Annotated in this window: 21 protein-coding genes and 1 pseudogene; 6 read left to right on the forward strand and 16 right to left on the reverse strand. The window is 72.4% G+C overall.

Features of this window, described 5'->3' with window-relative positions; translation table 11 throughout:
• Positions 1–38 precede the first annotated feature (38 nt).
• The 9 genes and pseudogenes from ABZ794_RS13885 to rsmD form a co-directional block, all read right to left on the reverse strand.
• On the reverse strand, positions 39–2,258 hold the full coding sequence (locus tag ABZ794_RS13885) for an MMPL family transporter (protein ID WP_210784392.1): 2,220 nt from the start codon (positions 2,256–2,258) through the stop codon (positions 39–41).
• Between the two features lie 220 nt (positions 2,259–2,478).
• Entirely contained in the window at positions 2,479–3,336 is an 858-nt protein-coding gene (gene mutM, locus ABZ794_RS13890; protein ID WP_238691297.1) for a bifunctional DNA-formamidopyrimidine glycosylase/DNA-(apurinic or apyrimidinic site) lyase, read from the reverse strand.
• A gap of 235 nt (positions 3,337–3,571) precedes the next feature.
• Positions 3,572–4,279 (reverse strand): annotated as a pseudogene (gene rnc / locus ABZ794_RS13895) (ribonuclease III); the annotation flags it as partial.
• Positions 4,276–5,259, reverse strand: a complete 984-nt coding sequence (locus ABZ794_RS13900) for a phosphate acyltransferase PlsX (protein WP_357515746.1) — start codon at positions 5,257–5,259, stop codon at positions 4,276–4,278. The pseudogene rnc and the gene ABZ794_RS13900, both read right to left, overlap by 4 nt.
• A 114-nt stretch (positions 5,260–5,373) precedes the next feature.
• The gene (gene rpmF / locus ABZ794_RS13905; RefSeq protein ID WP_030335284.1) at positions 5,374–5,547 is read right to left on the reverse strand and encodes a 50S ribosomal protein L32; all 174 of its coding nucleotides are present in this window, start codon (positions 5,545–5,547) and stop codon (positions 5,374–5,376) included.
• A gap of 5 nt (positions 5,548–5,552) precedes the next feature.
• Positions 5,553–6,116, reverse strand: a complete 564-nt coding sequence (locus ABZ794_RS13910; RefSeq protein ID WP_110562455.1) for a YceD family protein — start codon at positions 6,114–6,116, stop codon at positions 5,553–5,555.
• Between the two features lie 109 nt (positions 6,117–6,225).
• Positions 6,226–6,723, reverse strand: coding sequence for a hypothetical protein (locus ABZ794_RS13915; RefSeq protein WP_030335287.1), 498 nt, complete (start codon positions 6,721–6,723; stop codon positions 6,226–6,228).
• A gap of 251 nt (positions 6,724–6,974) precedes the next feature.
• Positions 6,975–7,457, reverse strand: coding sequence for a pantetheine-phosphate adenylyltransferase (gene coaD, locus ABZ794_RS13920; RefSeq protein ID WP_030335289.1), 483 nt, complete (start codon positions 7,455–7,457; stop codon positions 6,975–6,977).
• Entirely contained in the window at positions 7,454–8,017 is a 564-nt protein-coding gene (gene rsmD / locus ABZ794_RS13925; RefSeq protein WP_210784394.1) for a 16S rRNA (guanine(966)-N(2))-methyltransferase RsmD, read from the reverse strand. The genes coaD and rsmD overlap by 4 nt, the downstream gene beginning before the upstream one ends.
• Positions 8,018–8,411: 394 nt before the next feature.
• On the opposite strand from rsmD, the gene ABZ794_RS13930 reads away from it, so the two are divergent.
• Positions 8,412–9,374: an LPXTG cell wall anchor domain-containing protein gene (locus ABZ794_RS13930; RefSeq protein ID WP_210784395.1), complete on the forward strand. Its 963-nt coding sequence runs from the start codon at positions 8,412–8,414 to the stop codon at positions 9,372–9,374.
• 76 nt (positions 9,375–9,450) lie between these two features.
• Here the strand turns inward: ABZ794_RS13930 and recG are convergent, their stop codons facing one another.
• Positions 9,451–11,649, reverse strand: a complete 2,199-nt coding sequence (recG, locus tag ABZ794_RS13935; RefSeq protein WP_357515748.1) for an ATP-dependent DNA helicase RecG — start codon at positions 11,647–11,649, stop codon at positions 9,451–9,453.
• Positions 11,646–13,259: a DAK2 domain-containing protein gene (locus tag ABZ794_RS13940; protein WP_210784397.1), complete on the reverse strand. Its 1,614-nt coding sequence runs from the start codon at positions 13,257–13,259 to the stop codon at positions 11,646–11,648. The genes recG and ABZ794_RS13940 overlap by 4 nt, the downstream gene beginning before the upstream one ends.
• A gap of 287 nt (positions 13,260–13,546) precedes the next feature.
• On the opposite strand from ABZ794_RS13940, the gene rpmB reads away from it, so the two are divergent.
• Complete coding sequence (gene rpmB / locus ABZ794_RS13945) at positions 13,547–13,738, forward strand: 50S ribosomal protein L28 (RefSeq protein ID WP_011905179.1); 192 nt, start codon at positions 13,547–13,549, stop codon at positions 13,736–13,738.
• Positions 13,739–13,917: 179 nt separating this feature from the next.
• On the opposite strand, the gene ABZ794_RS13950 is transcribed toward rpmB, so the two are convergent.
• Together ABZ794_RS13950 and ABZ794_RS13955 are read right to left on the reverse strand one after the other, a co-directional pair.
• Entirely contained in the window at positions 13,918–14,379 is a 462-nt protein-coding gene (locus ABZ794_RS13950; RefSeq protein WP_210784398.1) for a GNAT family N-acetyltransferase, read from the reverse strand.
• Positions 14,380–14,408: 29 nt separating this feature from the next.
• Positions 14,409–15,398: a thiamine-phosphate kinase gene (locus tag ABZ794_RS13955; RefSeq protein ID WP_210784399.1), complete on the reverse strand. Its 990-nt coding sequence runs from the start codon at positions 15,396–15,398 to the stop codon at positions 14,409–14,411.
• A 96-nt stretch (positions 15,399–15,494) separates the two neighbouring features.
• On the opposite strand from ABZ794_RS13955, the gene ABZ794_RS13960 reads away from it, so the two are divergent.
• Together ABZ794_RS13960 and ABZ794_RS13965 are read left to right on the forward strand one after the other, a co-directional pair.
• Positions 15,495–15,728: an Lrp/AsnC ligand binding domain-containing protein gene (locus tag ABZ794_RS13960; RefSeq protein ID WP_030487446.1), complete on the forward strand. Its 234-nt coding sequence runs from the start codon at positions 15,495–15,497 to the stop codon at positions 15,726–15,728.
• 9 nt (positions 15,729–15,737) lie between these two features.
• The gene (locus ABZ794_RS13965) at positions 15,738–16,421 is read left to right on the forward strand and encodes a DUF3515 family protein (protein ID WP_210784400.1); all 684 of its coding nucleotides are present in this window, start codon (positions 15,738–15,740) and stop codon (positions 16,419–16,421) included.
• A gap of 55 nt (positions 16,422–16,476) precedes the next feature.
• On the opposite strand, the gene ABZ794_RS13970 is transcribed toward ABZ794_RS13965, so the two are convergent.
• The gene (locus ABZ794_RS13970) at positions 16,477–17,577 is read right to left on the reverse strand and encodes a D-alanine--D-alanine ligase family protein (RefSeq protein ID WP_210784401.1); all 1,101 of its coding nucleotides are present in this window, start codon (positions 17,575–17,577) and stop codon (positions 16,477–16,479) included.
• Between the two features lie 195 nt (positions 17,578–17,772).
• The gene (locus ABZ794_RS13975) at positions 17,773–17,991 is read right to left on the reverse strand and encodes a hypothetical protein (RefSeq protein WP_030335309.1); all 219 of its coding nucleotides are present in this window, start codon (positions 17,989–17,991) and stop codon (positions 17,773–17,775) included.
• 277 nt (positions 17,992–18,268) lie between these two features.
• Between ABZ794_RS13975 and ABZ794_RS13980 the strand changes: the two genes are divergently transcribed.
• Positions 18,269–19,114 carry a helix-turn-helix transcriptional regulator gene (locus tag ABZ794_RS13980; protein WP_091393087.1) on the forward strand — a complete coding sequence of 282 codons (846 nt, stop codon included), beginning with the start codon at positions 18,269–18,271 and terminating at the stop codon, positions 19,112–19,114.
• 5 nt (positions 19,115–19,119) lie between these two features.
• The gene (locus tag ABZ794_RS13985; RefSeq protein WP_210784402.1) at positions 19,120–19,320 is read left to right on the forward strand and encodes a DUF397 domain-containing protein; all 201 of its coding nucleotides are present in this window, start codon (positions 19,120–19,122) and stop codon (positions 19,318–19,320) included.
• A 41-nt stretch (positions 19,321–19,361) separates the two neighbouring features.
• Here the strand turns inward: ABZ794_RS13985 and ABZ794_RS13990 are convergent, their stop codons facing one another.
• Entirely contained in the window at positions 19,362–20,411 is a 1,050-nt protein-coding gene (locus tag ABZ794_RS13990; protein WP_210784403.1) for an ROK family protein, read from the reverse strand.
• Positions 20,412–20,597: the final 186 nt, after the last annotated feature.

Genomic DNA, 20,597 nt, shown 5'->3' on the forward strand with positions numbered 1-20,597 from the left:
CAGGGCAGACGGGGCGGGGGCGGAGGGGGTTCGGGTGGTTAGGGGACCGGGACCAGCTCTGGGGCGGGGGCTGGCGGGTCGGTGGGCGCGGGCGTTGGGCGGGGACGCAGGAAGCGCGGGGCCCACCAGTTGGCGTCGCCGAGCATCGTCATCAACGCCGGCAGCACCACTCCCCGGATGATGGTGGCGTCCAGCAGGATCGCCGCCGCCAGACCGATGCCGAGTTGCTTCATGTCGATCGTGCTCAGCGTGGCGAAGATCGAAAAGACCCCGACCATCACGATCGCCGCGCTGGTCACCACCCCGGCCGACGAGGTGATCCCGTACGACACGGCGTCGCGGTTGGACAGGCCGGACCGGATGCCCTCGCGGATCCGACTGACCACGAAGACGTGGTAGTCCATCGAGAGGCCGAAGAGCACCACGAACAGGAACAGCGGCAGCCAGGACACGATCGCACCCATCGACGTGAAGCCGAGCAGTCCCTGCGCCCACTCGCCCTGGAAGATCAGCACCAGCAGGCCGTACGCGGCACCGGCGGAGAGCAGGTTCAGCGCGATCGAACTGGCCGCGATCACCACCGACCGGAAGGTGAACGTCATGACGAGGAAGGTCAGCACCAGCACGAAGCCCATGACCAGCGGTAACTTGTCCCGGACGTGCTGGGCGTAGTCCTCGCTGTCGGCCACGCCCCCGCCCACCGCGTACTCGATGCCGGGAATGCCCCGCAGCTCGGCCGGGACCAGGTCCCCGCGCAGCTTTTCCAACGACTGCACCGACCGGTCGTCCCGACTGGCGTACGGGGTGGGGACGTCCAGCACCGAGACCCGCCGGTCGGCCGACACCTCGATTTTCGGGCCGTCCGCCTCGGCCGGGGCGAACAGCGGATCGCCGGCCGCCCGGGTGGACAGGCCGGTGAGGGCGGCGCGTACCCGGTCGGCCTGGTCGGCGGGCGCCCGGACAGCCACCACGTGATTGGTCCCGGCGCTCGGGAACGCGGCGGTGAGCCGGTCGTACGCCTGCATCGCCGGAGTCGTGCGGGGCAGGTCCTCCATGCCGGGGAACTTCAGCTTCATGCCGAGCGCCGGCGCGGCCAGCGCGAGCAGCAGCCCGACCGAGATGACAAGCGTCGCCACCGGCGCGCGCAGCGCGGGCCGGAGCACCGCCGGCCACAGCCGGGGCGCACGGGGCTCGCCGTGCCGGCCGGTACGCGGTGCGGTCAGTCGCCAGAGCAGCGGCACCCGGGGCCGGTCCACCCAACGGCCGAGCCGGGCCAGCAGGGCGGGCAGGACGGTCAGTGAACCGGTCACCGCGACGGCCACCACGAGGATCGAGCCGATGGCGAGGGACGAGAAGACCACGTCGCCGGCGAGCAGCAGCCCGGCCATCGAGATGATCACCGCGACGCCGGAGACCACCACGGCGTGCCCGGAGGTCTCCGCGGCGATCTCCACCGCGTCCAGACCGGACCGACCCTTGGCGCGTTCCTCCCGCTCCCGACGGATGTAGAAGAGCGAGTAGTCGACGCCGACCGCCATGCCGATCAGCAGGATCACCGGCGCCGTCGTGTCGGTGGCCGGCACCAGGTGCGAGGCGAGAGTGGACAGACCCATCGCGGCGGCCACCGAGGAGAGTGCCAGCAGCACCGGCACGCTCGCCGCGATCAGCGCGCCGAACGCGATGATCAGGATCGCCAGGGTGACCGGCAGACTGAGCAGCTCGGCGCGCTTGAAGTCCTTACCCAGGGTGTCGTCGAGGGCCTGGCCGATCGACGGTCCGCCGACCTGCTCGACGCGCAGCCCGGGATGCGCGGCCTGCACCGTGGCGGTGGCGTCGCGCAACGGCTGCACCCGCTCCGAGGCCGTCTCCGGGTCACCCGACATGGTGATCGGCAGCAGCAGCGCCGAGCCGTCCCGCGCGGTGACCGGCTGGCCGACCCCGGCCACCCCGGCGACCGTACGCAGCCGGGCCGCCGCATCGTCGGCCGCCGACTTCGCCGCCGCCGGGTCCAACGCGCCACCCCGGGAGGTGATGAGGACGTTGTCCACGGCCGGGTCGTCGAAGTCACCGGCGTCCACGATGAGGCTGGCCCGCCCCGCCTCGCCGATCGCCTGGTCACCGCTGGTGGCCTCGTTGAGCCCGGCGGCGCTGCCGCCCACGAAGCACACCGCCACGAACACGGCCCACAGTGCGATCGCCCGCCACGGGTGCTCGGCGCTCCACCGCGCCAGCCGCACCGTCACCGGTCTTCTCCCCATCTCGGGTCCCCCTGTCACGTCAACCCCCTGTCAACGGTGCTGACGCTAGGTGCGTGACGAGGCGGTCACATCGGGGATCGACCTGGGCCCACCCTGGAACCAGCAGACCGGGCGCGGGGGTGCGTTCGCCGGGGTCGAACCCCGATCCGGACGTACACCGGGGTCCACCCCGGAGTGACCCGCCGCGACCCGCCGGCGTTGCCCCCGAGCTGGCTCCGGGTCATCCCCGAAGGGAACCCCGGGGGCGTGGCTGACAGTGCGGGCAGCTGTACGAGGACCGGTTCATGAACGCCTCACGGCGGATCGGCGCGCCACACCGCCGGCACGGCTCGCCCTCGCGGCCGTACGCGTTGAGCGCACGGTCGAAGTAGCCGCTCTCGCCGTTGACGTTCACGTAGAGGGCGTCGAAGCTGGTGCCGCCCTCGCTGATGGCCTCGGCGAGCACGTCGCGGACGTGGCCGAGCAGGCGCTGCGCGGCCGGGCCGGTCAGCGCGTCGGTGGGTCGGCCGCCGTGCAGCTTGGCGCGCCAGAGCGCCTCGTCGGCGTAGATGTTGCCCACTCCGGAGATCAGGGTCTGGTCGAGCAGTGCCCGCTTCACCTCGGTGTGCCGGCGGCGCAGCGCCGCGACGAACGCCTCGTCGGAGAAATCCGGGTCCATCGGGTCGCGGGCGATGTGCGCGATCTCGTCGGGCAACTCGGCGCCGCCCTCGCTCACCGAGAGCCCGCCGAACGTGCGCTGGTCGACGAAGCGCAGCTCCGGGCCGTCGTCGCTGAACCGGAACCGGACCCGAAGGTGGGTCTCGTCCGTCGTCCCGGGTGGCTGGAGCAGCAGCTGACCCGACATGCCGAGGTGCCCGACGATCGCGTCACCGCTGTCCAGTGGCAGCCACAGGTACTTGCCGCGACGGCGGGCGTCCAGCACCGTCCGGCCAGCGAGCACGTCGGCGAAGTGCACGTCGCCGGGAGCGTGCCGGCGGACCGCACGCGGATGACGAACCTCGACCGAGGCGATCCGACGGCCGACGACCCACTGGGCCACGCCCTGCCGGACGGTCTCCACCTCGGGCAGCTCAGGCACGCGGCCGACCCGTCTCGTGACCGTCGGCGCCCCCGGCCGGCAGCGCCTGCGCCAGGTGGTCGGCCTGCTCGGCCTGAGCCGCCCGCTCGGCGCGCTCCAGCGGCCCGAACGGCTCGTCCCGGTCGGCCGAGTCGTCCCGACCGATCGGTTGGTCCTGACGATCGTCGCCGGCCCGACCACCCTGGCCCTCGTCGCCGGCCCGACCATCCTTGCCGTCGTCGCCGTTCTGACCGTTCTGCTCGGCGAGCGTCCGCCAGGCTGCCTCGGCGGCCCGCTGCTCGGCCTCCTTCTTACTGCGCCCCTCGGCGCCGCCGTACCGGATGCCGGCCACCACCACCCAGGCGGTGAACGTCTTGAGATGATCCGGGCCGGTGCCCTCGATCCGGTACTCCGGGACGCCGAGACCGAGCGCCGCCGTCAACTCCTGGAGGCTGGTCTTCCAGTCCAGGGCGGCCCCGCGACCAGCCGACTCGGCCATCAGCGGGTCGAAGAGCCGGTGGATGACGATCCCCGTGGTGTCCAGGCCGTACTGGAGGTAGATCGCGCCGAGGAGCGCCTCCAGCGTGTCGGCGAGGATGCTCGCCTTGTCCCGGCCACCGGTCGTCTCCTCACCCTTGCCGAGCAGCAGGTACGCGCCCAGCCCGTCCGGGCCCAGACCGCGGGCCACGTCGGCGAGCGCCCGCATGTTGACCACGCTGGCCCGCAGCTTGGCCAACTGCCCCTCAGGCAGATCAGGGTGGTTGTGGAAGAGCGCCGTGGTGATCACCACGCCGAGCACCGAGTCGCCGAGGAACTCCAGCCGCTCGTTGGTCGGCAGCCCGCCGTTCTCATACGCGTACGACCGGTGGGTCAACGCGCGCTGGAGCAGCTCGGGTTCCAGGCTCACTCCGAAGGCGGCTTCCAGGTGACCGACGGACGCCCGCCGCCGCTTGTCGTTGCTCATGTGCGTACCTCGGTGTCGGTGGAGCGGTCGGTGCGACCCGTCGCGGCGTCGCGGTCGAGCAACGCGGAGACCAGATCGGTGGCGCGCCGCCGCCACAGGTGGGCGGCGAGAGCTATGCCGGAGGCGACGTCGTCGGCGCGGGCGGACCCGTGACAGACGACCACCGTCCCCGCGACGCCCAGCAGGGCCGCCGCGCGGGGCGCGCCGCCCTGGGCAGGTGGGCCGCCGGCCATCGCGTACGCGCCCTCAATGGCCTTGAGCAGCACGTTACCGGTGAAGCCGTCGGTGACCACCACATCGGCGCGCGTGCCGAGGGCCACGTCGTACCCCTCGACCAGGCCGACGTAGCGCGCCCCGCCGGGCAGCGGTTCGACGGCGAGCAGGGGGTCGGTGGCGCGGCGGACCCGGTCGCCCTTGCCGGCCTCGGTGCCGACCGAGAGCAGCCCGACGCGGGGTGCGGCGATCGAGTGGGCCACCGCCGCGTACGCGGCGCCGAGCACGGCGTGACGGGCGAGGGTGGCCGGGCGGGGTTCCAGGGAGCCGCCGACGTCGAGCAACACGACGGGCCCCGCCACGGCGGGCAGGGTGGCGGCCAGCGCGGGTTGGCGGATCTCCGGCGAGCGGCCGAGGCCGAGCACGGCAGCGGTGACTGTGGCACCGGTGGCGCCGGCGGAGACCAGGGCGTCGGCCGTCCCGTCCCGGACGGCGGTGACCGCGGCCCGGACGGTGCTCTCGGAGCGGGCGGCGCTGGGATGGTCGGCCATGCCGACGACATCACGAACGGGCCGCACCGTGATCCGGGCGCGTTGCGCCGGATCGAGGGCAGCAATCAGCTCGTCGGCGACCTCGGTCGGACCGACGAGAAGCAGGTGCAGGTCAGGGTCGGCGCGCATGGCCCGCAGAGCGCCGTCAACCACGACGGCGGGAGCGTCGTCCCCGCCGAGGAGGTCAACGGCGATCCGCGCGGCGCCCGGCTCCACCGGAACGCCGGCCGGATCGGTCCGGCCGGCGTCGGAGGGAGCCGGAGCACCGGGCGAATGCCAGGATGCGCGCGCCGCCCGACCTGGGGTCGGGGGCGTCACTCGGCGTCCAGGTCAGACCTCGAGAACCTGGCGGCCGTTGTAGGTGCCGCAGACGGAGCAGGCAGCGTGCGGCAGCTTCGGGGACTTGCACTGCGGGCACGCAACGGTCGCGACCACTGTCGCCTTCCAGTTCGCCCGGCGAGACCGGGTGTTGCTGCGCGACATCTTGCGCTTCGGGACGGCCACGGTTCTTACTCCTCTGTAACGGTCAGTTGCGACAGGCCCGCCCAACGCGGGTCGATCTGCTGGTGACTGTGGTCGGCCGGCAGATCGTCCCAGTGCGCCCCGCATTCGGGGCACAGTCCTGGGCAGTCCTCCCGGCAGAGCGGGTTGGTCGGCAGCGTGAGCACCAACGCGTCCCGCAGCGCCGGCTCCAGGTCGATCAGATCGCCCTGCATCCGGCCCACCTCGTCCTCGTCGGTCGTGGCGTCCGTGGTGCTGTCCTCGTACGCGTACAGCTCCTGGATCGTCACGCCCATCGAGTCGTTGATCTCGCGCAGGCAACGGCCGCACTCGCCCCGGACGGGACCGGTGATGGTCCCGGAGACGAGCACGCCCTCGGACACCGACTGCAACCTCAGATCGAGGTCGAGGTCCGCGCCCTCCGGCACGCCGATCAACTCCACACCGAGGTCCGCCGGTGCCGGCACGACCCGCTGGACCTCACGCAACGCGCCAGGGCGACGCGGCAGGTCCCTCGTGTCGAGGACCAGCGGCGACCTGGGGTTGAGTGTCGATGGCGAGTGCTTGGGCATAGTTAGACTCCGGCCGGTGAGAGGCCGACAAAAAAGGTTACCTGGGCGACCGCCGGACCGTCGAACCGGGGGCGACGCCCGCCTGAGAAGTCGGCTGGTGAGGTGCCGCTCAGAAGGGTAGCGGGCGTTCCGCCTCATCCCCAGCGAAGGTGCCGATCTCCCGCAGCGCGTGCATCTTGTCCCGGCCGCGCTCTATCGAGGCCAGTGCCCTGGTGAGGAACTGCTCGAAGTTGGCCAGCGCGGTGTCGACGTAGTCGTCGACCTCCTCACGCAGGCGCTGCGCCTCGGCGCGGGCCTCGCCGATGATCCGGGCGCCCTCGTGCTCGGCCGACACGGTGATCTCGTTCACCGAGACCAGGCGGGCGTGTTCTGCCTCACCCTCGCTGATGATCCGGTCCGCCTCGCGCTTGCCGGCTTCCATGATCTTGTCGCGCTCCTCCAGGAGCGCGGCGGCGCGACGCAGGTCGGCGGGGAGATCGGCACGCATCTCATCGAGGGCAGCGATCATCTCACCCCGGTCGACCATGCAGTTGTTGCGCGACATCGGGACGGAGCGGGCCTGCTCCAGGATGGCGATCAGTTCGTCGATGCGATCGAGCGGGTCCACCGGCTACCTCACTCCTGTCGTTCGTCGGCCGACCTCCATGATGCGGGCTACGGCCGTTCCCCGCGCCACCAATCATGTCGTGCCGGCCCCACCGCCGCCCCACTCACCCCAACCCGGCGAGTCGCGACATAGTTACCCCCGGCTCCCACCGCCCCGATCTTGCACTTTCGGTCGCGTCAAACCACGGCGAAAGGGGCGACGCGGGCGCCGTAAGTGCAAGATCGCGAGGGTGAGGGGGAGCCAGGGTCGGCTTAGCGGCGGGGGCCCAGGCGGGCCTGGAGGGCTTCGCGGACCGGGTCGGGGACGTGGGCGGAGATGTCGCCACCCCACTTGGCGACGTCCTTGACCAGGCTCGACGAGAGGAACGAGTAGAGCGGGTTGGTCGGCATGAACAGCGTCTCGACGCCGGCCAGACCGATGTTCATCTGGGCCATCTGCAGCTCGTAGTCGAAGTCGCTGACCGCCCGCAGGCCCTTGATCAGCACACTGGCCTGCTGGGCCCGGCAGAAGTCCACCAGCAGCCCTCGGAACGACTCGACCCGCACGTTGCCGTACGACGAGGTCACCTCGCGGAGCATCTCGATGCGCTCCTCGACGGTGAACAGGCCACTCTTCGACTGATTCACCAGCACACCGACGATCACCTCATCGAAGAGCCGACTGGCCCGCCCGATGATGTCGAGGTGTCCGTTGGTGACCGGGTCGAACGAACCGGGGCACACCGCACGTCTCATGATCGGCGACCGTACCAAAGGGTGGTCTCGCCGTAACGGCGACTGCGCTCGGCGGTGATCCCCTCCACCCAGTCGAACTCCCTGGTGCGGCGGGACCGCTCCACCACCACCAACGCGTCGGGCGCCAGCCAGCCGCCGTCGACCAGCGCGGCCAACAGCGCGGTGATCTCCTCGTCCGGCAGCGCGTACGGCGGGTCGGCGAAGACCACGTCGTACGGCTCGCCGTCCGGTCCGGCGGCCAGCACCGTCGCCACCTTGCCGGTGACCAGACGGGCCGCCGGACCGGCACGGAGGGCCGCCACGTTCTCCCGGATCACCCGGGCCGCCCGCGGGTCGGACTCGACCAGTAACACGTGCCGGGCACCTCGGGAGAGCGCCTCCAGGCCGACCGCGCCGGAGCCGGCGTACAGGTCGGCGAAGCGGGCGCCGTCGAGATCGACCTCGGCCTGGACGGCACTGAACAGCGCCTCCCGGACCCGGTCCGAGGTGGGTCGGGTGCCGGCGCCGGGCGGCGCGGCGATCCGCCGGCCACCGAGCGTCCCGGCCACGATCCGGGTCACCGTTTCCTCCTGCTCATGCCCGCGACGCTACGCGATGCGGCGCGGAGCCGGTCAGCACGGCGCGGAGCCGGGAGTTGCCGGCGGACGACGACGCGGAGCACCTGAGCAGCCCCGACGGCGCGGTATCCACCGTGGAGCCACGGCGGCGGAACCGTCCCCAGTGACCGGACCGACACATTCGGTCCATCAAAGATCACGAATCGACTACATTGCCGAATGGCAATGATCTGAACTCCCCTCATTAACCACCCATCAGTACAGTCTCCCCCTGTCCCCGCTTTCGCCGCGGGAACACCACCGCGTCGCGCGACGCCCCGGTGAGCAATTGACCCCCCGGTCACGATGTCTCCCGGCCTCCCGCCACGCGATCCGTACCCCCTCACCAGGAGCAGGCGTGAACCCTCCCAAGTCTCCGTTCCGGCGCGTCGCGGCCATCGCCGCGGGCGCGTTGATCGGCATCGCCGGCGTCGGCGTCCTCGCGAGCCCCGCGAGTGCCCACCACCCCGAGCCCTCCGGCACCTACTGCCTGACCTCCGACGGCCAGGTCAAGGTGACCTGGACGGTCGGCAACAGCGAGAACATCGACGCGAAGATCACCAAGCTCGAGTCGACCGTCCCGGGCGACTTCACCGGCGGCCTGGCGCAGGACGCCACTCTCCCGGCGAAGGGCAAGGGTTTCCTCACCGGCACCCAGGCCCACCGCTTCGACCAGAAGCGGCCGACGATCGAGCTGACCGTCGAGGCGCGGTGGGTGCGCTCCGACCGGATCGTGACCGAGGAGCGGACCGTGGCCGCCGAGCCGAAGGGCACCTGCGCGGCAGAGCCCACGCCCTCGCCGAGCAGCCCGACGCCGACCGCCACTCCGTCGGTGACCCCCACCCCGACCCCCACTGTCGTCTCTCCGTCGCCGAGCCAGCCCCCGACCCAGAGCCCGACCCCGACCGCCACCCCGGCTCCGGCGGAGCCGGTCGGCTCGGTCGAGTCGACCTGCGACAAGCTCACCTTCGCGATCGAGAACCCCGCCGACGGTGAGACCGTCACGCTCACCCTGACCCCGAACAAGGGCGAGGTGAAGACGCTGGTCGTGAAGCCGGGCGAGACCGGTTCCGTCTCCTTCGACGCGTTCGAGGGTCTGGTCGTCACGCCGGCCGCCGAGGGCCTCGACGACACCGCGCCGATCGCCTGGGAGCAGCCGGCCGAGTGCGCCCCGGGTCAGGGTGGCGGTAAGGACGAGCCGGCTCTGCCGCTGACCGGTGCTGCCACCGGCGGCATCATCGCCGGCGCCGTGGTGCTGCTGGCCGCCGGTGCCGCCCTGTTCGTGGTGGCCCGTCGTCGTCGGGTTCGCTTCACCGCCTGAACCAACCCGCTCTGACAGTTGAGGGCGCGTCGACCACCCGGTCGGCGCGCCCTCAGCCATGTAGTGGCCTGTGTGGTCAGCCCTTCTCCAGGTACTCCGCGCGGTCCTCGTCCACCAGTGCGGCCACCGAGGCGGCCAGTGCCGGGCTGCGGGCCAGCTCCGGGTCGTCCTCGATCAGGGTGATCGCCTCGGCGCGGGCGTCACGGATCAGGTCGGCGTCGCGTCGCAGGGACAGCAACCGCAGGTGCGAACGGTGCCCGGACTGGGTGGCACCCAGCACGTCGCCCTCACGGCGTTGCTCCAGATCCAGTTCGGCGAGCTTGAAACCGTCGCTGGTGGACGCCACAGCATCCAACCGTTCCCGCGCCGACGAACCCTCGGCCGCCTCGCTGACCAGCAGGCACAGCCCGGCGGCAGCACCCCGACCGACCCGGCCCCGCAGCTGGTGAAGTTGGGAGACACCGAACCGTTCGGCGTCCAGCACGATCATCACGGTGGCGTTAGGCACGTCCACGCCGACCTCGATCACCGTCGTCGCCACCAGCACGTCCAGGTCACCGGCCGCGAAGGAACGCATCACCGCGTCCTTCTCGTCGGCCGGCAGGCGACCGTGCAGCACCCCGATCCGCAGGCCGTGCAGCGGGCCCTCGGCCAGCAACGGAGCCACCTCGGTCACCGCCAGCGGTGGCCGCCGCCCGTTGTCGTCCTCGGGTGGCGGTTCCTCGTCGCTGGTCGGCCCGTCACCTATTCGCGGACACACCACGTACGCCTGGTGGCCGGCGGTCACCTCCTCGCGCAGCCGACGCCAGGCCCGGTCCAGATAGGCCGGCTTCTCGGCGGCCGGCACCACGTGCGAGGCGATCGGCGACCGCCCCCGGGGCAGCTGGGAGAGCGTGGAGACCTCCAGGTCCCCGTAGACGGTCATCGCCACGGTGCGCGGGATCGGGGTGGCCGTCATCACCAGCACGTGCGGCGGCTGGTCGGCCTTGGCCCGCAGGGCGTCGCGCTGCTCCACGCCGAAGCGGTGCTGCTCGTCGACAACCACCAGGCCGAGGTCGGCGAAGTCGACCCCCTCGTACAGCAGGGCGTGGGTGCCGAGCACGATGCCGGCGGCACCGCTAGCCACCTCGCCGAGCGCCCGGCGGCGGGCCGCCGCGCCCAACGAGCCGGTGACCAGCTCGACCCGGGTGGCGTGTTCGGCGGAGCCCAGCTCACCGGCCCGCCCGAGCGGCCCGAGCAGGTCGAGCATGCCGCGGTGGTGCTGGGCGGCCAGCACTTCGGTGGGCGCCAGCAGCGCGGCCTGCCCGCCCGCATCGACCACCTGAAGCATCGCCCGCAGCGCCACCACCGTCTTGCCCGAGCCCACCTCGCCCTGCAACAGCCGGTGCATGGGGTGCGGAGTGGCCAGGTCCGCCGCGATCTCCACACCCACCTCACGCTGACCGGCCGTCAGCTCGTACGGGAGTCGGGCGTCGAAGGCCTCCAACAGCCCACCCGGGCGCGCCGGGCGGGGCCGGGCCGGCCAGTCGGCCGCCCGGTGCTTGCGCTGCACAAGGGTCACCTGGACGGCGAAGGCCTCGTCCCACTTGAGGCGCCGCCGCGCCTGGTGCAGCGCCTCCTTGCTGGACGGCCGGTGGATCTCGGTCAGCGCGGCGCCCAGCCCGACCAGCTTGCGGCTGGCCCGCACTGCGCTCGGCAGTGGATCGTCCGGCGGGGTGAACGTGTCCAGTACGACGCGCACGCAGCGCGCGATCACCCAGGTCGGCACGGCCGCGGCGGCCGGGTAGACCGGGATCAGCGCCCCGGCGAACTCCTCGATGTCGTCGCTGACCGCCGCCTCGCCGTCGCCACCCTCGCCGAGCAGGACGTACTCCGGGCCGCTGAGCTGCCGTTTTCCCCGAAACTCGGTGACCTTGCCGGCGAACAGACCCCACCGGCCCGGGCGCAACTCGCGCTCGCGCCACGCCTGGTTGCCGAAGAAGGTCAACGTCAGCACCCCGCCGGAGCCGTCGCCGACGGTCACCTCCAGCAGGTTGCCCCGCCGCTGACGCATCGGGCGCACCGCGGTGCGCTGCACCTGGGCCAGCACTGTGACCTGCTCACCGACGTCCAGTGAGCGGATGTCGGTGTGCTCACCACGCTCGTCGTAGCGACGCGGAAAGTGGTAGACCAGGTCACCCGCGGTGTGCAGGTCGAGGTGCGAGGCCAGCGCCTTGGCTGTCTTGTCCCCGACCAGCTTCTTCAGCGGAGTGTCCACAGTGGCTGGTTCGCTCATTCGATCCCTACCAGGAGCGGATAAAACGGCTGGCCGCCCGGGTACGCGTGCACCTCGACGAACGGCCAGCGTCGCGCGACGTGCGCGCGGACGGCGTCGGTGAGCCCGGCCGGAGCGTCCACCCCGGCCAGCAGGGTGACCATCTCGCCGCCACCACCGAGCATCCGGTCGACCACTGCGGCGCAGGTGTCCGTGAGGTCGGTGCCGATCAGGTGCACCTCCCCCTCCACCAGCGCCAGCACGTCACCGGGGCGGCACGGGCCGGCCACTGTCAGCGCCTCCCGGCTGGCATGGCAGACCTCGGCGTACCGGCAGGCGCCAGCCGCCTCGGCCATCGCGATGACGTCGTCCTCGAAACGGCGGTCACCGTCGCGGACCGCGAGGGCTGCGAGGGCCTGCACCGGCGATCGGGTCGGCACCACGCTCACCTTGATGCCGTGCCGATGGGCCTCGCGGGCGGCCGCGCTCGCCACCGCCTCGGTGTTGGCGTCGTTGGGCAGCACCACCACCCGGGCCGCACCGGTGCTGCGGACGGCATCCAGCAGCTCGCCCGTGGACGGGTTGCCCGGCACGACGGTGGCGCCCTCCGCGGCGAACAGGTCGGCGATGCCGCCGCCGGTGGCCACCACCACCGCGGCCCGGCCGGCCACCACCGGGCCGGAGGGCGACTCCGAGTGGTCGGCGAAACGGGTCACCGAGATGCGGTACGGGCGGCCGGCGGCGACACCTGCCTCGACCGCCGCGCCCACGTCGTTGACGTGCACATGCACGTTCCAGGTGCCTTCCGGTTCACGCCCGTCGCCGACGACGACCAGCGAATCTCCCAGGGCGTCGAGCGCCCGCCGCAACCCGGCGACGGCCTCGGCTCGGGCGTCGAGCAGGAACTGCACCTCGTACGCGTACTCATCCGAACCGGTCTCGCGGGCGACGGTGGCCGCCGGGCGGGCGGAGCGCGGCGTCGGCGCGGGCCGGACCGTGCGCTCCCCGGTCAGCACCTCGACCAGGGCGTCGAGCAGCACGCAGAGCCCTCGGCCACCGGCGTCGACCACGCCCGCGCGGGCCAGCGCCGGCAGCTGTTCCGGGGTGCGGGCGAGCGCCTCGGCCGCCGCCCGGGCCGCGACGCCGGCCACCGTCGGCAGGTCGTCGCTGTCCGCGCCCTCGGCCGCGGCGGCGGCCGCCGCGACCACTGTGAGCACTGTGCCCTCGACTGGCCGGGAGACCGCTGTGTACGCGGCGGCGGTGCCGGAGCGCAGCGCGGCGGCCAGCTCCCGGCCACGCACCGTCGGCACCCCGGCGACCTGGTCGGCGAAACCACGCAGGATCTGCGAGAGGATCACCCCGGAGTTGCCCCGCGCGCCGAGCAGCGCGCCCTGGGCCATCAGCCGCAGCGCGTGCCCGTGCGCCGTCGGCCCGCTGTCGGGGAGAGTGTCCAGATCCATGGCGAGGGCCTGCTGCGCCGAGGTGAGGGTGAGCACCAGGTTGGTGCCGGTGTCGCCGTCGGGCACCGGATAGACGTTGAGCTGGTCGATCTCGCCCTGGTGACGCTTCAGTGCGGCCAGCCCGCTCGCGCACCAGCGGCGGACCGCGGCGGCGTCGAGGGTGTCCAGCACGGGCAGAAGCCTACTGGCGCGCACCGACACCCGTCGGACTCGTCCGGCGTGTCCTCGCCGGCCCGGGCCGGCGCTGGTCGCGGCGGGAACGAGCGCCTCCGGTACCCTTGCCGCCGGGCCGGCCCGCCGTTGGGCGGACGGGCCCACGACCAGGTGTGAGCCGGGGCACGGGCGAGCGCCGGACCAGGCCGGTTGGCCGGGTCGGCGAGTCATCGGGTAACCTGACCAGGTTGCCCGGGCAGCACCTGCCGGCGACCTCATGAACGTATCAATCCCAGGAGTATCCCGTGGCTAGCGTGTGCGACGTCTGTGGCAAGGGACCGGGCTTCGGCCACAACGTGTCCCACTCGCACCGGCGGACCAACCGCCGCTGGAACCCGAACATCCAGTCGGTGCGTACCCCGGCCGGTGGCGGCAACACCAAGAAGTTGAAGGTCTGCACCTCGTGCATCAAGGCCGGCAAGGTCACCCGCGCCTGACGCGGTAGCACCCACCTTTTCGTTCGGCTCAGCCGGCGGACCCCGAGGGTCCGCCGGCTTAGTCGTGTCCGCGGGCGACGCCGCACGCCGGCCCGTCAACGTCTGGCGCGCAGGCCCGGCCGGGCCCACCGTGACCTGGCACACCGGCCGGTCGGGCCCGGCAAGGGCTGATCCACAGGTCAGAGGGTGCGGCCGAAGGAGACGCAGCCCTCCGCGTCCTTGTAGAAGCCGAAGTTCGGGATCCGCTCGTACCCGGCGGAGCCGTACATGGCGATCGCCTCGGGCTGCTTGTCGCCGCATTCCAGGACCACTCGCTTGCGGCAGTGCTCGCGGGCGGAGCGCTCGACGGCCGCCAGCACCGCGCGGGCGACCCCCCGCCCCCGTGCCGCCGGGGCCGTGTACATCCGCTTCAGCTCCGCGGTGTCCGCCCCGTGGCTGCGCCAGCCACCGCAGCCGACCGGCTCGCCGGCCAGGTAGGCCACCAGGAACGCGCCGTCGGGCGGCTCGAACTCGGCCGCGTCCACCGGGGTGTCGTCGCCGGTGCCGCCGTAGCGGGCACCGAGGTCGGCCAGTGCGGCGCGGATCAGGTGCTGCGCCACCGGTGCGTCGAACCGCACCGCCCGGATCTCGATCTCACTCACGGTATCCAGGATACGGCCGCGCGCGGGCCTCACCGGAAGTGGTCCCAGCCGGCCGGGCCGTCGTGGGCGACGCCGTCGACAGTCACGCCGGCACCGTCGGTGACCAGACCGATCGGCCGCCAGCCCGGTGGCAGCACCACCGCCGGGGGGAAGGTCGCGGCCAACGCGTGGTCGTCGCCACCGGCGAGGATCCAGGTGTACGGGTCGACGCCGAGTGCCTGCGCCGCGTCGGCCATCTGCCGGGGCACCTCGAACCCGTCGCGGCGTACGTCGATCGCCACCCCGCTGGCCGCCGAGACGTGCCCGAGGTCGGCGAGGAGCCCGTCCGACACGTCGATCATCGAGGTGGCGCCGAGTTGGGCGGCCTGCGGGCCGGCCTGGTAGGGCACCTGCGGCCGCCGGTACGCCTCGACCAACAGCCGAGGGGTACGGAAGCCCCGGGTCAGCACGGTCAGCCCGGCTGCCGCGAACCCGGTACGCCCGGCCAGAGCGAGCACGTCCCCCGGTCGGGCGCCCGAGCGCAACACGGGCGGACGGCCCGCCAGGTCGCCCAGCGCGGTGACCGCGACGGTCAGGGTGGGACTGGCCGACATGTCCCCGCCGACCACACTCGCGCCGACAGTCGCCGCCTCCGCCGAGAGCCCGTCGGCCAACTCCTCCGCCCAGGCGGTGTCCAGGTCCGCCGGCATGCAGAGAGCGACCAGCAGGGCGGTCGGCGTGGCACCCATCGCCGCGATGTCCGCCAGGTTGGCGGCTGCCGCCCGGTGCCCGACGTCGCGGGCCGAGGACCAGTCCCGGCGGAAGTGCCGCCCGTCGACCAGCACGTCGGTGGAGGCCGCCACCCGGCCGTCCGGCGCGGCCACCACCGCCGCGTCGTCGCCCGGCCCGAGCAGGGTCGTCGGCCCGTACGACAGCCGGGCGGTGATCTTCCCGATCAGCCCGAACTCCCCGATCCCGGACACGCCGACGCCACCGCTGGCGTTCCGCCCGTGCTGCCCGGCTCCGCCGTGCTCGCTCACCGCTGCTCCTTGACCACCGATAGGGATCGGACCTGGTCCGTAAGGTACTTTCACCCTTCGGGCCGCTCCCGGGCGGCGACGGACGGAGGTCGAGTCGTGGTACAGGCGTACATCCTCATCCAGACCGAGGTCGGCCGCGCACGTGACGTGGCGGGTCTCATCGCGGACATCCCCGGCGTGGTACGCGTCGACGCCGTCACCGGGCCGTACGACGTGGTCGTCCTCACCGAGGCGAACACCGTCGACGAGCTCGGCAAACTCATCGTCAGCAAGGTGCAGATGGTGCCCGGCATCACCCGCACCCTCACGTGTTCGGTGGTGCGGCTGTAAGTGGACGAGATGACGACCTCCTCCTCGGCTCTGGACGACGACGGGGCACGCGACGCGGCCGACGGGACGTCCGAGCCGGCTGACGGTAACCGCGAGTCGACCGATCCGGCCGCCGCCGCGCCGGCCGGCCGCGATCGGACCATGCGTGGCGCCGCCCTGCTGGCCACGTTGATCGCGCTGCCGATCACGCTGCTGGTGGCCGTGCTGGCCTTCAGCAAGCTCAGCCCGGACACGCCGGCCGCCGCGCCGACGCCCTCCGCGACCACCGCCCGGGTGCAGTCCACCACCCCGGTGGAGATGGCCGCCCCGGCGCTGGCCGCCCGGCCGGCCACGGTCTGCCGGGCCCTGCTCTCCCAGCTTCCGGCGAGCATCCGCGACCTGGCCCAGCGGCCGGTCACCGCCGGCCCGGAGCAGAACGCCGCCTACGGCGACCCCGCGATAACCGTTGCCTGCGGGGGCACCGAGCCGGCCTTTCCCAGCACCGACGAGGTCTGGACGGTCAACCGGGTCTGCTGGCACCTGGCCGAGCAGGCCGACGCGGCGGTCCTCTCGACTGTCGACCGGGAGACGCTGATCACCGTGCGCGTCCCGCGCTCGTACGAGCAGCCGTTGCAGTGGTTGCCGACGATCTCCAGCACGATCGTGGCGAGCGTGCCCTCCGGCGGCGCGATCCCGTCCGGCTGCCAGCGCTGAACCCGAACCGACTCCGCCCGCGCCGGCTGACCGACGCGGGCGGGGTTCGGACGGTTCAGTGCAGGCCGACGCCGCGCCGCTGGGCGGTACGGATCAGCCGGTTGACCAGCTTCGGGTATTCCAGGCCGGAGGCCGCCCACATCCGCGGGAACATCGACGTCGGGGTGAAGCCGGGCATCGTGTTGATCTCGTTGAGGTAGACGTCCAGTTCGGGAGTGACGAAGAAGTCGGCCCGGGCCAGACCGGCGCAGTCCAGCGCGGTGAACGCGCGGACCGCGTACTCCTGCACCTGGCGGGTCACCTTCTCCGGCAGGTTGGCGGGGATGTCGTACTCGCAGGAGTCGTCGAGGTACTTCGCCTCGAAGTCGTAGAAGTCGTGGTCGGCGACGACCCGCACCTCGGCCAACACGGACGCCTCGGGGGTGCCGCCGGCCTCGCCCTCCAGCACACCGCACTCGATCTCGCGGCCGACGATCGCGGCCTCGACGATGACCTTCGGGTCGAACTGCCGGGCGGCGGCGACCGCCGCGTCCAGCTCGGCCCAGTCGGTGACCTTGCTGACGCCGAACGACGACCCGGCCCGGGACGGCTTGACGAAGACCGGCAGGCCGAGCCGCTCCTTGTCCTGCTCGCTGAGCGTCATGCCGTTGCGCAGCACGGCGTACGTGCCGACCGGGATGCCCTCGACGGCACAGAGCTTCTTGGTGAACTCCTTGTCCATGGCGGCCGCGGAGGCGAACACGTTCGCCCCGACGTACGGGATGCCGGCCATCTCCAGCATTCCCTGGATGGTGCCGTCCTCGCCGTAGGTGCCGTGCAGCACCGGGAAGACCACGTCCACGTCGGCCAGCGCCCGGGGGCCCTCGGTCGGGTCGAGCACCATCAGTCCGTTGCCGGTGGGGTCGGCGCGCAGCACGATGTCGTCACCCGAGTCCGCGGTGATCTCCGGCAGCTGACGGGCGTTGATCGCGAGCTGGGCGGGGTCTCCGTTGGTCAGCACCCACTGGCCGGCCCGGGTGATGCCCACCGGCACCACCTCGAACTCGTCCGGGTCGAGTGCGCCGAACACGCTGCCGGCGCTGACGCAGGAGATGCCGTGCTCCGGGCTGCGGCCGCCGAAGACGATCGCCACGCGGGTCTTGCCTGGGGTGGTCACTCCGGTCACCTCTTCGTACGCGACTGCGGCTGGTCGTGCTCGCCGGTGGCGCTCACCCGGTTGACCTTACTGTGCGTGGCCGAGGGGCGCGGCGATACCCGGCGAGCCGCGGCACGACACGGCAATCGGTCAGGAGAGGATATACGGTGCGTGATCGGACGGTGGCGGCGTCGCGGCCCGCTGACCTGGGGCGGCTCAGTCCCGGGAGTGCCGGCGGCCGACCGCGATGACCTTCACCCGCTGCCGGCCGGCCCGCACCATGCCCAGCGCCATGAACGCTCCGGCGATGCGGTCGGCGGCCTCCCGGCTGCTGGCGCCGACGACCTGCCGGCGCCGTTCCGGCGCGACCCGCTCGTTGCGGTTGACGCCCTCGACGGGACGCACGTCGGTGAGCACCACGAGGAAACGGGTCATCGCACTCCGCCCGAAGGTACGGCGGAGGGCTCCGGGCGGGTTCGCACGTCGTCTCCTTCCGGCAGGCCGGGTGGAGGGGCGGCACGCGACGATCGGGTACGGGGGAGAAACCCGATCGCCGCGCGCCCCATCCCCTCCGGTCGCTCACCACCACCGTCGCCACGACAACCGGCGGTGAGGACGCGATAACAGATTGACACGTGTATAGGCGTGAATGCAACTCCCATCGACGTTCTCTCATGCAGACGTTCCCGCAAATGTATGCGACCATCGATGCATGGCTCCGAAGACCGCCCGCGCCCGCCGGCTCGGCATCGCCCTGCGCCACCACCGGGAAGCCGCCGGGCTGACGCTGGAGACCGCGGCGGATGAAATCAACAGCACCCGCAGCACCCTGTCCCGCTACGAGAACGCCCAGACCCTGATCAGCCCGGCCACCGTGCGCGCCCTGCTCACGTCGTACGGGGTGAGTGCCGAGGAGGTGGCCGCGGCGGTGCAGCTCGCCAAGGACGCCCGCAAGCCCGGCTGGTGGGTGTCGTACTCCTACCTGCTGGATCCGCGCACCATCGACTTCATCGCGCTGGAGGCCGAGGCGACAGCCATCGCCAACTTCGAGCCCTCGGTGGTGCCCGGCCTGTTGCAGACCGCGGACTACATCCGTGGCGTGATGCGCGGCGGGCCGCACACCCTCGGCGACGACCTGGTGGAGCAGCGGGTCAAGATCCGGCTCGACCGACAACAGCGGCTCACCGCCGACCAGCCGCCCATCCTCGACGCGATCATCGACGAGGGCGCCCTGCTCCGGCCGGTCGGTGACCAGTCGGTGATGAACGGGCAACTACGGCACCTGGTCAAGATGGCCGAGCTGCCGAACATCAGCGTCCAGGTGATCCCGCTCTCCGCCGGCTACCACCGGGGCACCCGGGGTTCCCTGCACATCCTCGAGTTCGCCGACCCGGAGGACCCGATCATCGCGTCGGTGGAGACCGTCGCGGGTCAGATGATCCTCGACCGCGCCGGCGAGACGCGTACCTGCACCAAGATCATGGAGCATCTCCGAAGCGTGGCGCTCAGCCCGGCGGACAGCCGCGAGATGCTCCTGTCAGTCCTGAAGGGACGGTAGGACCGATGACCCCGATGATCACAGCGGCCTTGGCCACGGCGCGGTGGCGCAAGAGCAGCCGCAGCGGCGACGAAGGCGCCTGCGTGGAGGTGGCCGCGATCCCGCGGCTCGTTGCCGTACGCGACTCCAAGGACCCGGCCGGCCCGGCCCTGCTGTTCCCAACGGCGGCCTGGGCCGCCTTCGCCCAGGCGCCACCCCAGCGCTGACCAGAGGTGCCGAGCCGGTGCGGGCCGAGGCCCGCGCCGGCTCAGGCAACCAGCGGACGGGGCTCCGGAACGGCGCGTAGCGCCTCCAGCGCGGCGATCGCGACGCCTCGGGCACCGGCCATGTCCCGATCCGGCACCAGGGCGAAGGTGGCGACCGCCGCCTGCTCCTCGCGGAGCACTGTGTGCTCGCGGACCGTCGCCAGGAACCAGTCGCGGAACTCCGGTGCCGCCTCCACCACTCCGCCGCCGACGAAGTACGCGTGCGGGTCGGTGAAGTTCGCGGCGACGGTGAACAGCCGCCCCAGCGCCATCGCCTGCTGGGTGAAGAGACCCCGCGCGAGGGCGTCCCCGCGCTCGCCGTACCCCCGGACCAGCTTGGCCGCCCGGGCCACCGACTCGGCCGCGAGCGGGTGGTCGGGGTACCGGGTCAGCCAGTACGGCAGCAGATTGCGTTCGATGCCGGTCAGCGAGGCGACGCTCTCGACATCTCCGGTGAAGCCGCAGGCGCAGGTGGGCTCCGGCTGACCCGGGCCGAGCAGCCCGCTCAGCGGGATGTGCACGTGGCCCAACTCCCCCGCCATCCCGGCCGCGCCGGCGATCACCCGACCGCTCTCGACCACGCCGCCGCCGAGGCCGGTGCCGACGATCAGGGACACCGAGGAGCGGTTCATCGCGTCGGCGCCGAAGTAGACATGGTGGGCGTAGAGCGCGGCAGCGTTGCCGTCGTTGTGATAGATCACCGGCAGCCCGAGCCGTCGCTCCAGCGCCCCTCGCACGTCGAAGCCGCGCCAGGCCGGCTGGGAAAAGTTGGTGGAGCCCCGCGACGAGATGACGCCGTCGGCGCTGGCCGGGCCGGGAGTGTCCAGCCCGACCGCCTGGACCAGGTCGCGCGGCACGCCGGTATGCGCCAGGGCACCGTCCAGCGCCAGGGCCAACGCCTCGATCGCCGCCTCCGGCCCGGCCCGCACCTCGCTGGGGATCTCCAACAGCCCGTCCACCAGGAAGCGGCCGTCCACCGTCAGCACTGTGGCGTTGTTGCTGGTGCCGCCGTTGTCCAGCCCGACGACCACCGGCACCCCTGCGCTGCCCACCGAAACCGCCTCCCGCCGTCATGAGTGTGAGCCGAGGCTAGTGCCAACCCCCCTCCCCCGCCATGCCCGGGCGACCCTCGCCCTCCCCGCGATCTTGCACTTGCTGTCCCGACACAAGGTGCATCCCACTCATCCGGACAACCGAAACTGCAAGATCGCGCGGGTGGGGCGGGGTGGGGGTGGGGG

Origin of the sequence: Micromonospora sp. NPDC047187, from assembly GCF_040643355.1 — a bacterium.
Lineage (GTDB): Bacteria > Actinomycetota > Actinomycetes > Mycobacteriales > Micromonosporaceae > Micromonospora > Micromonospora salmantinae.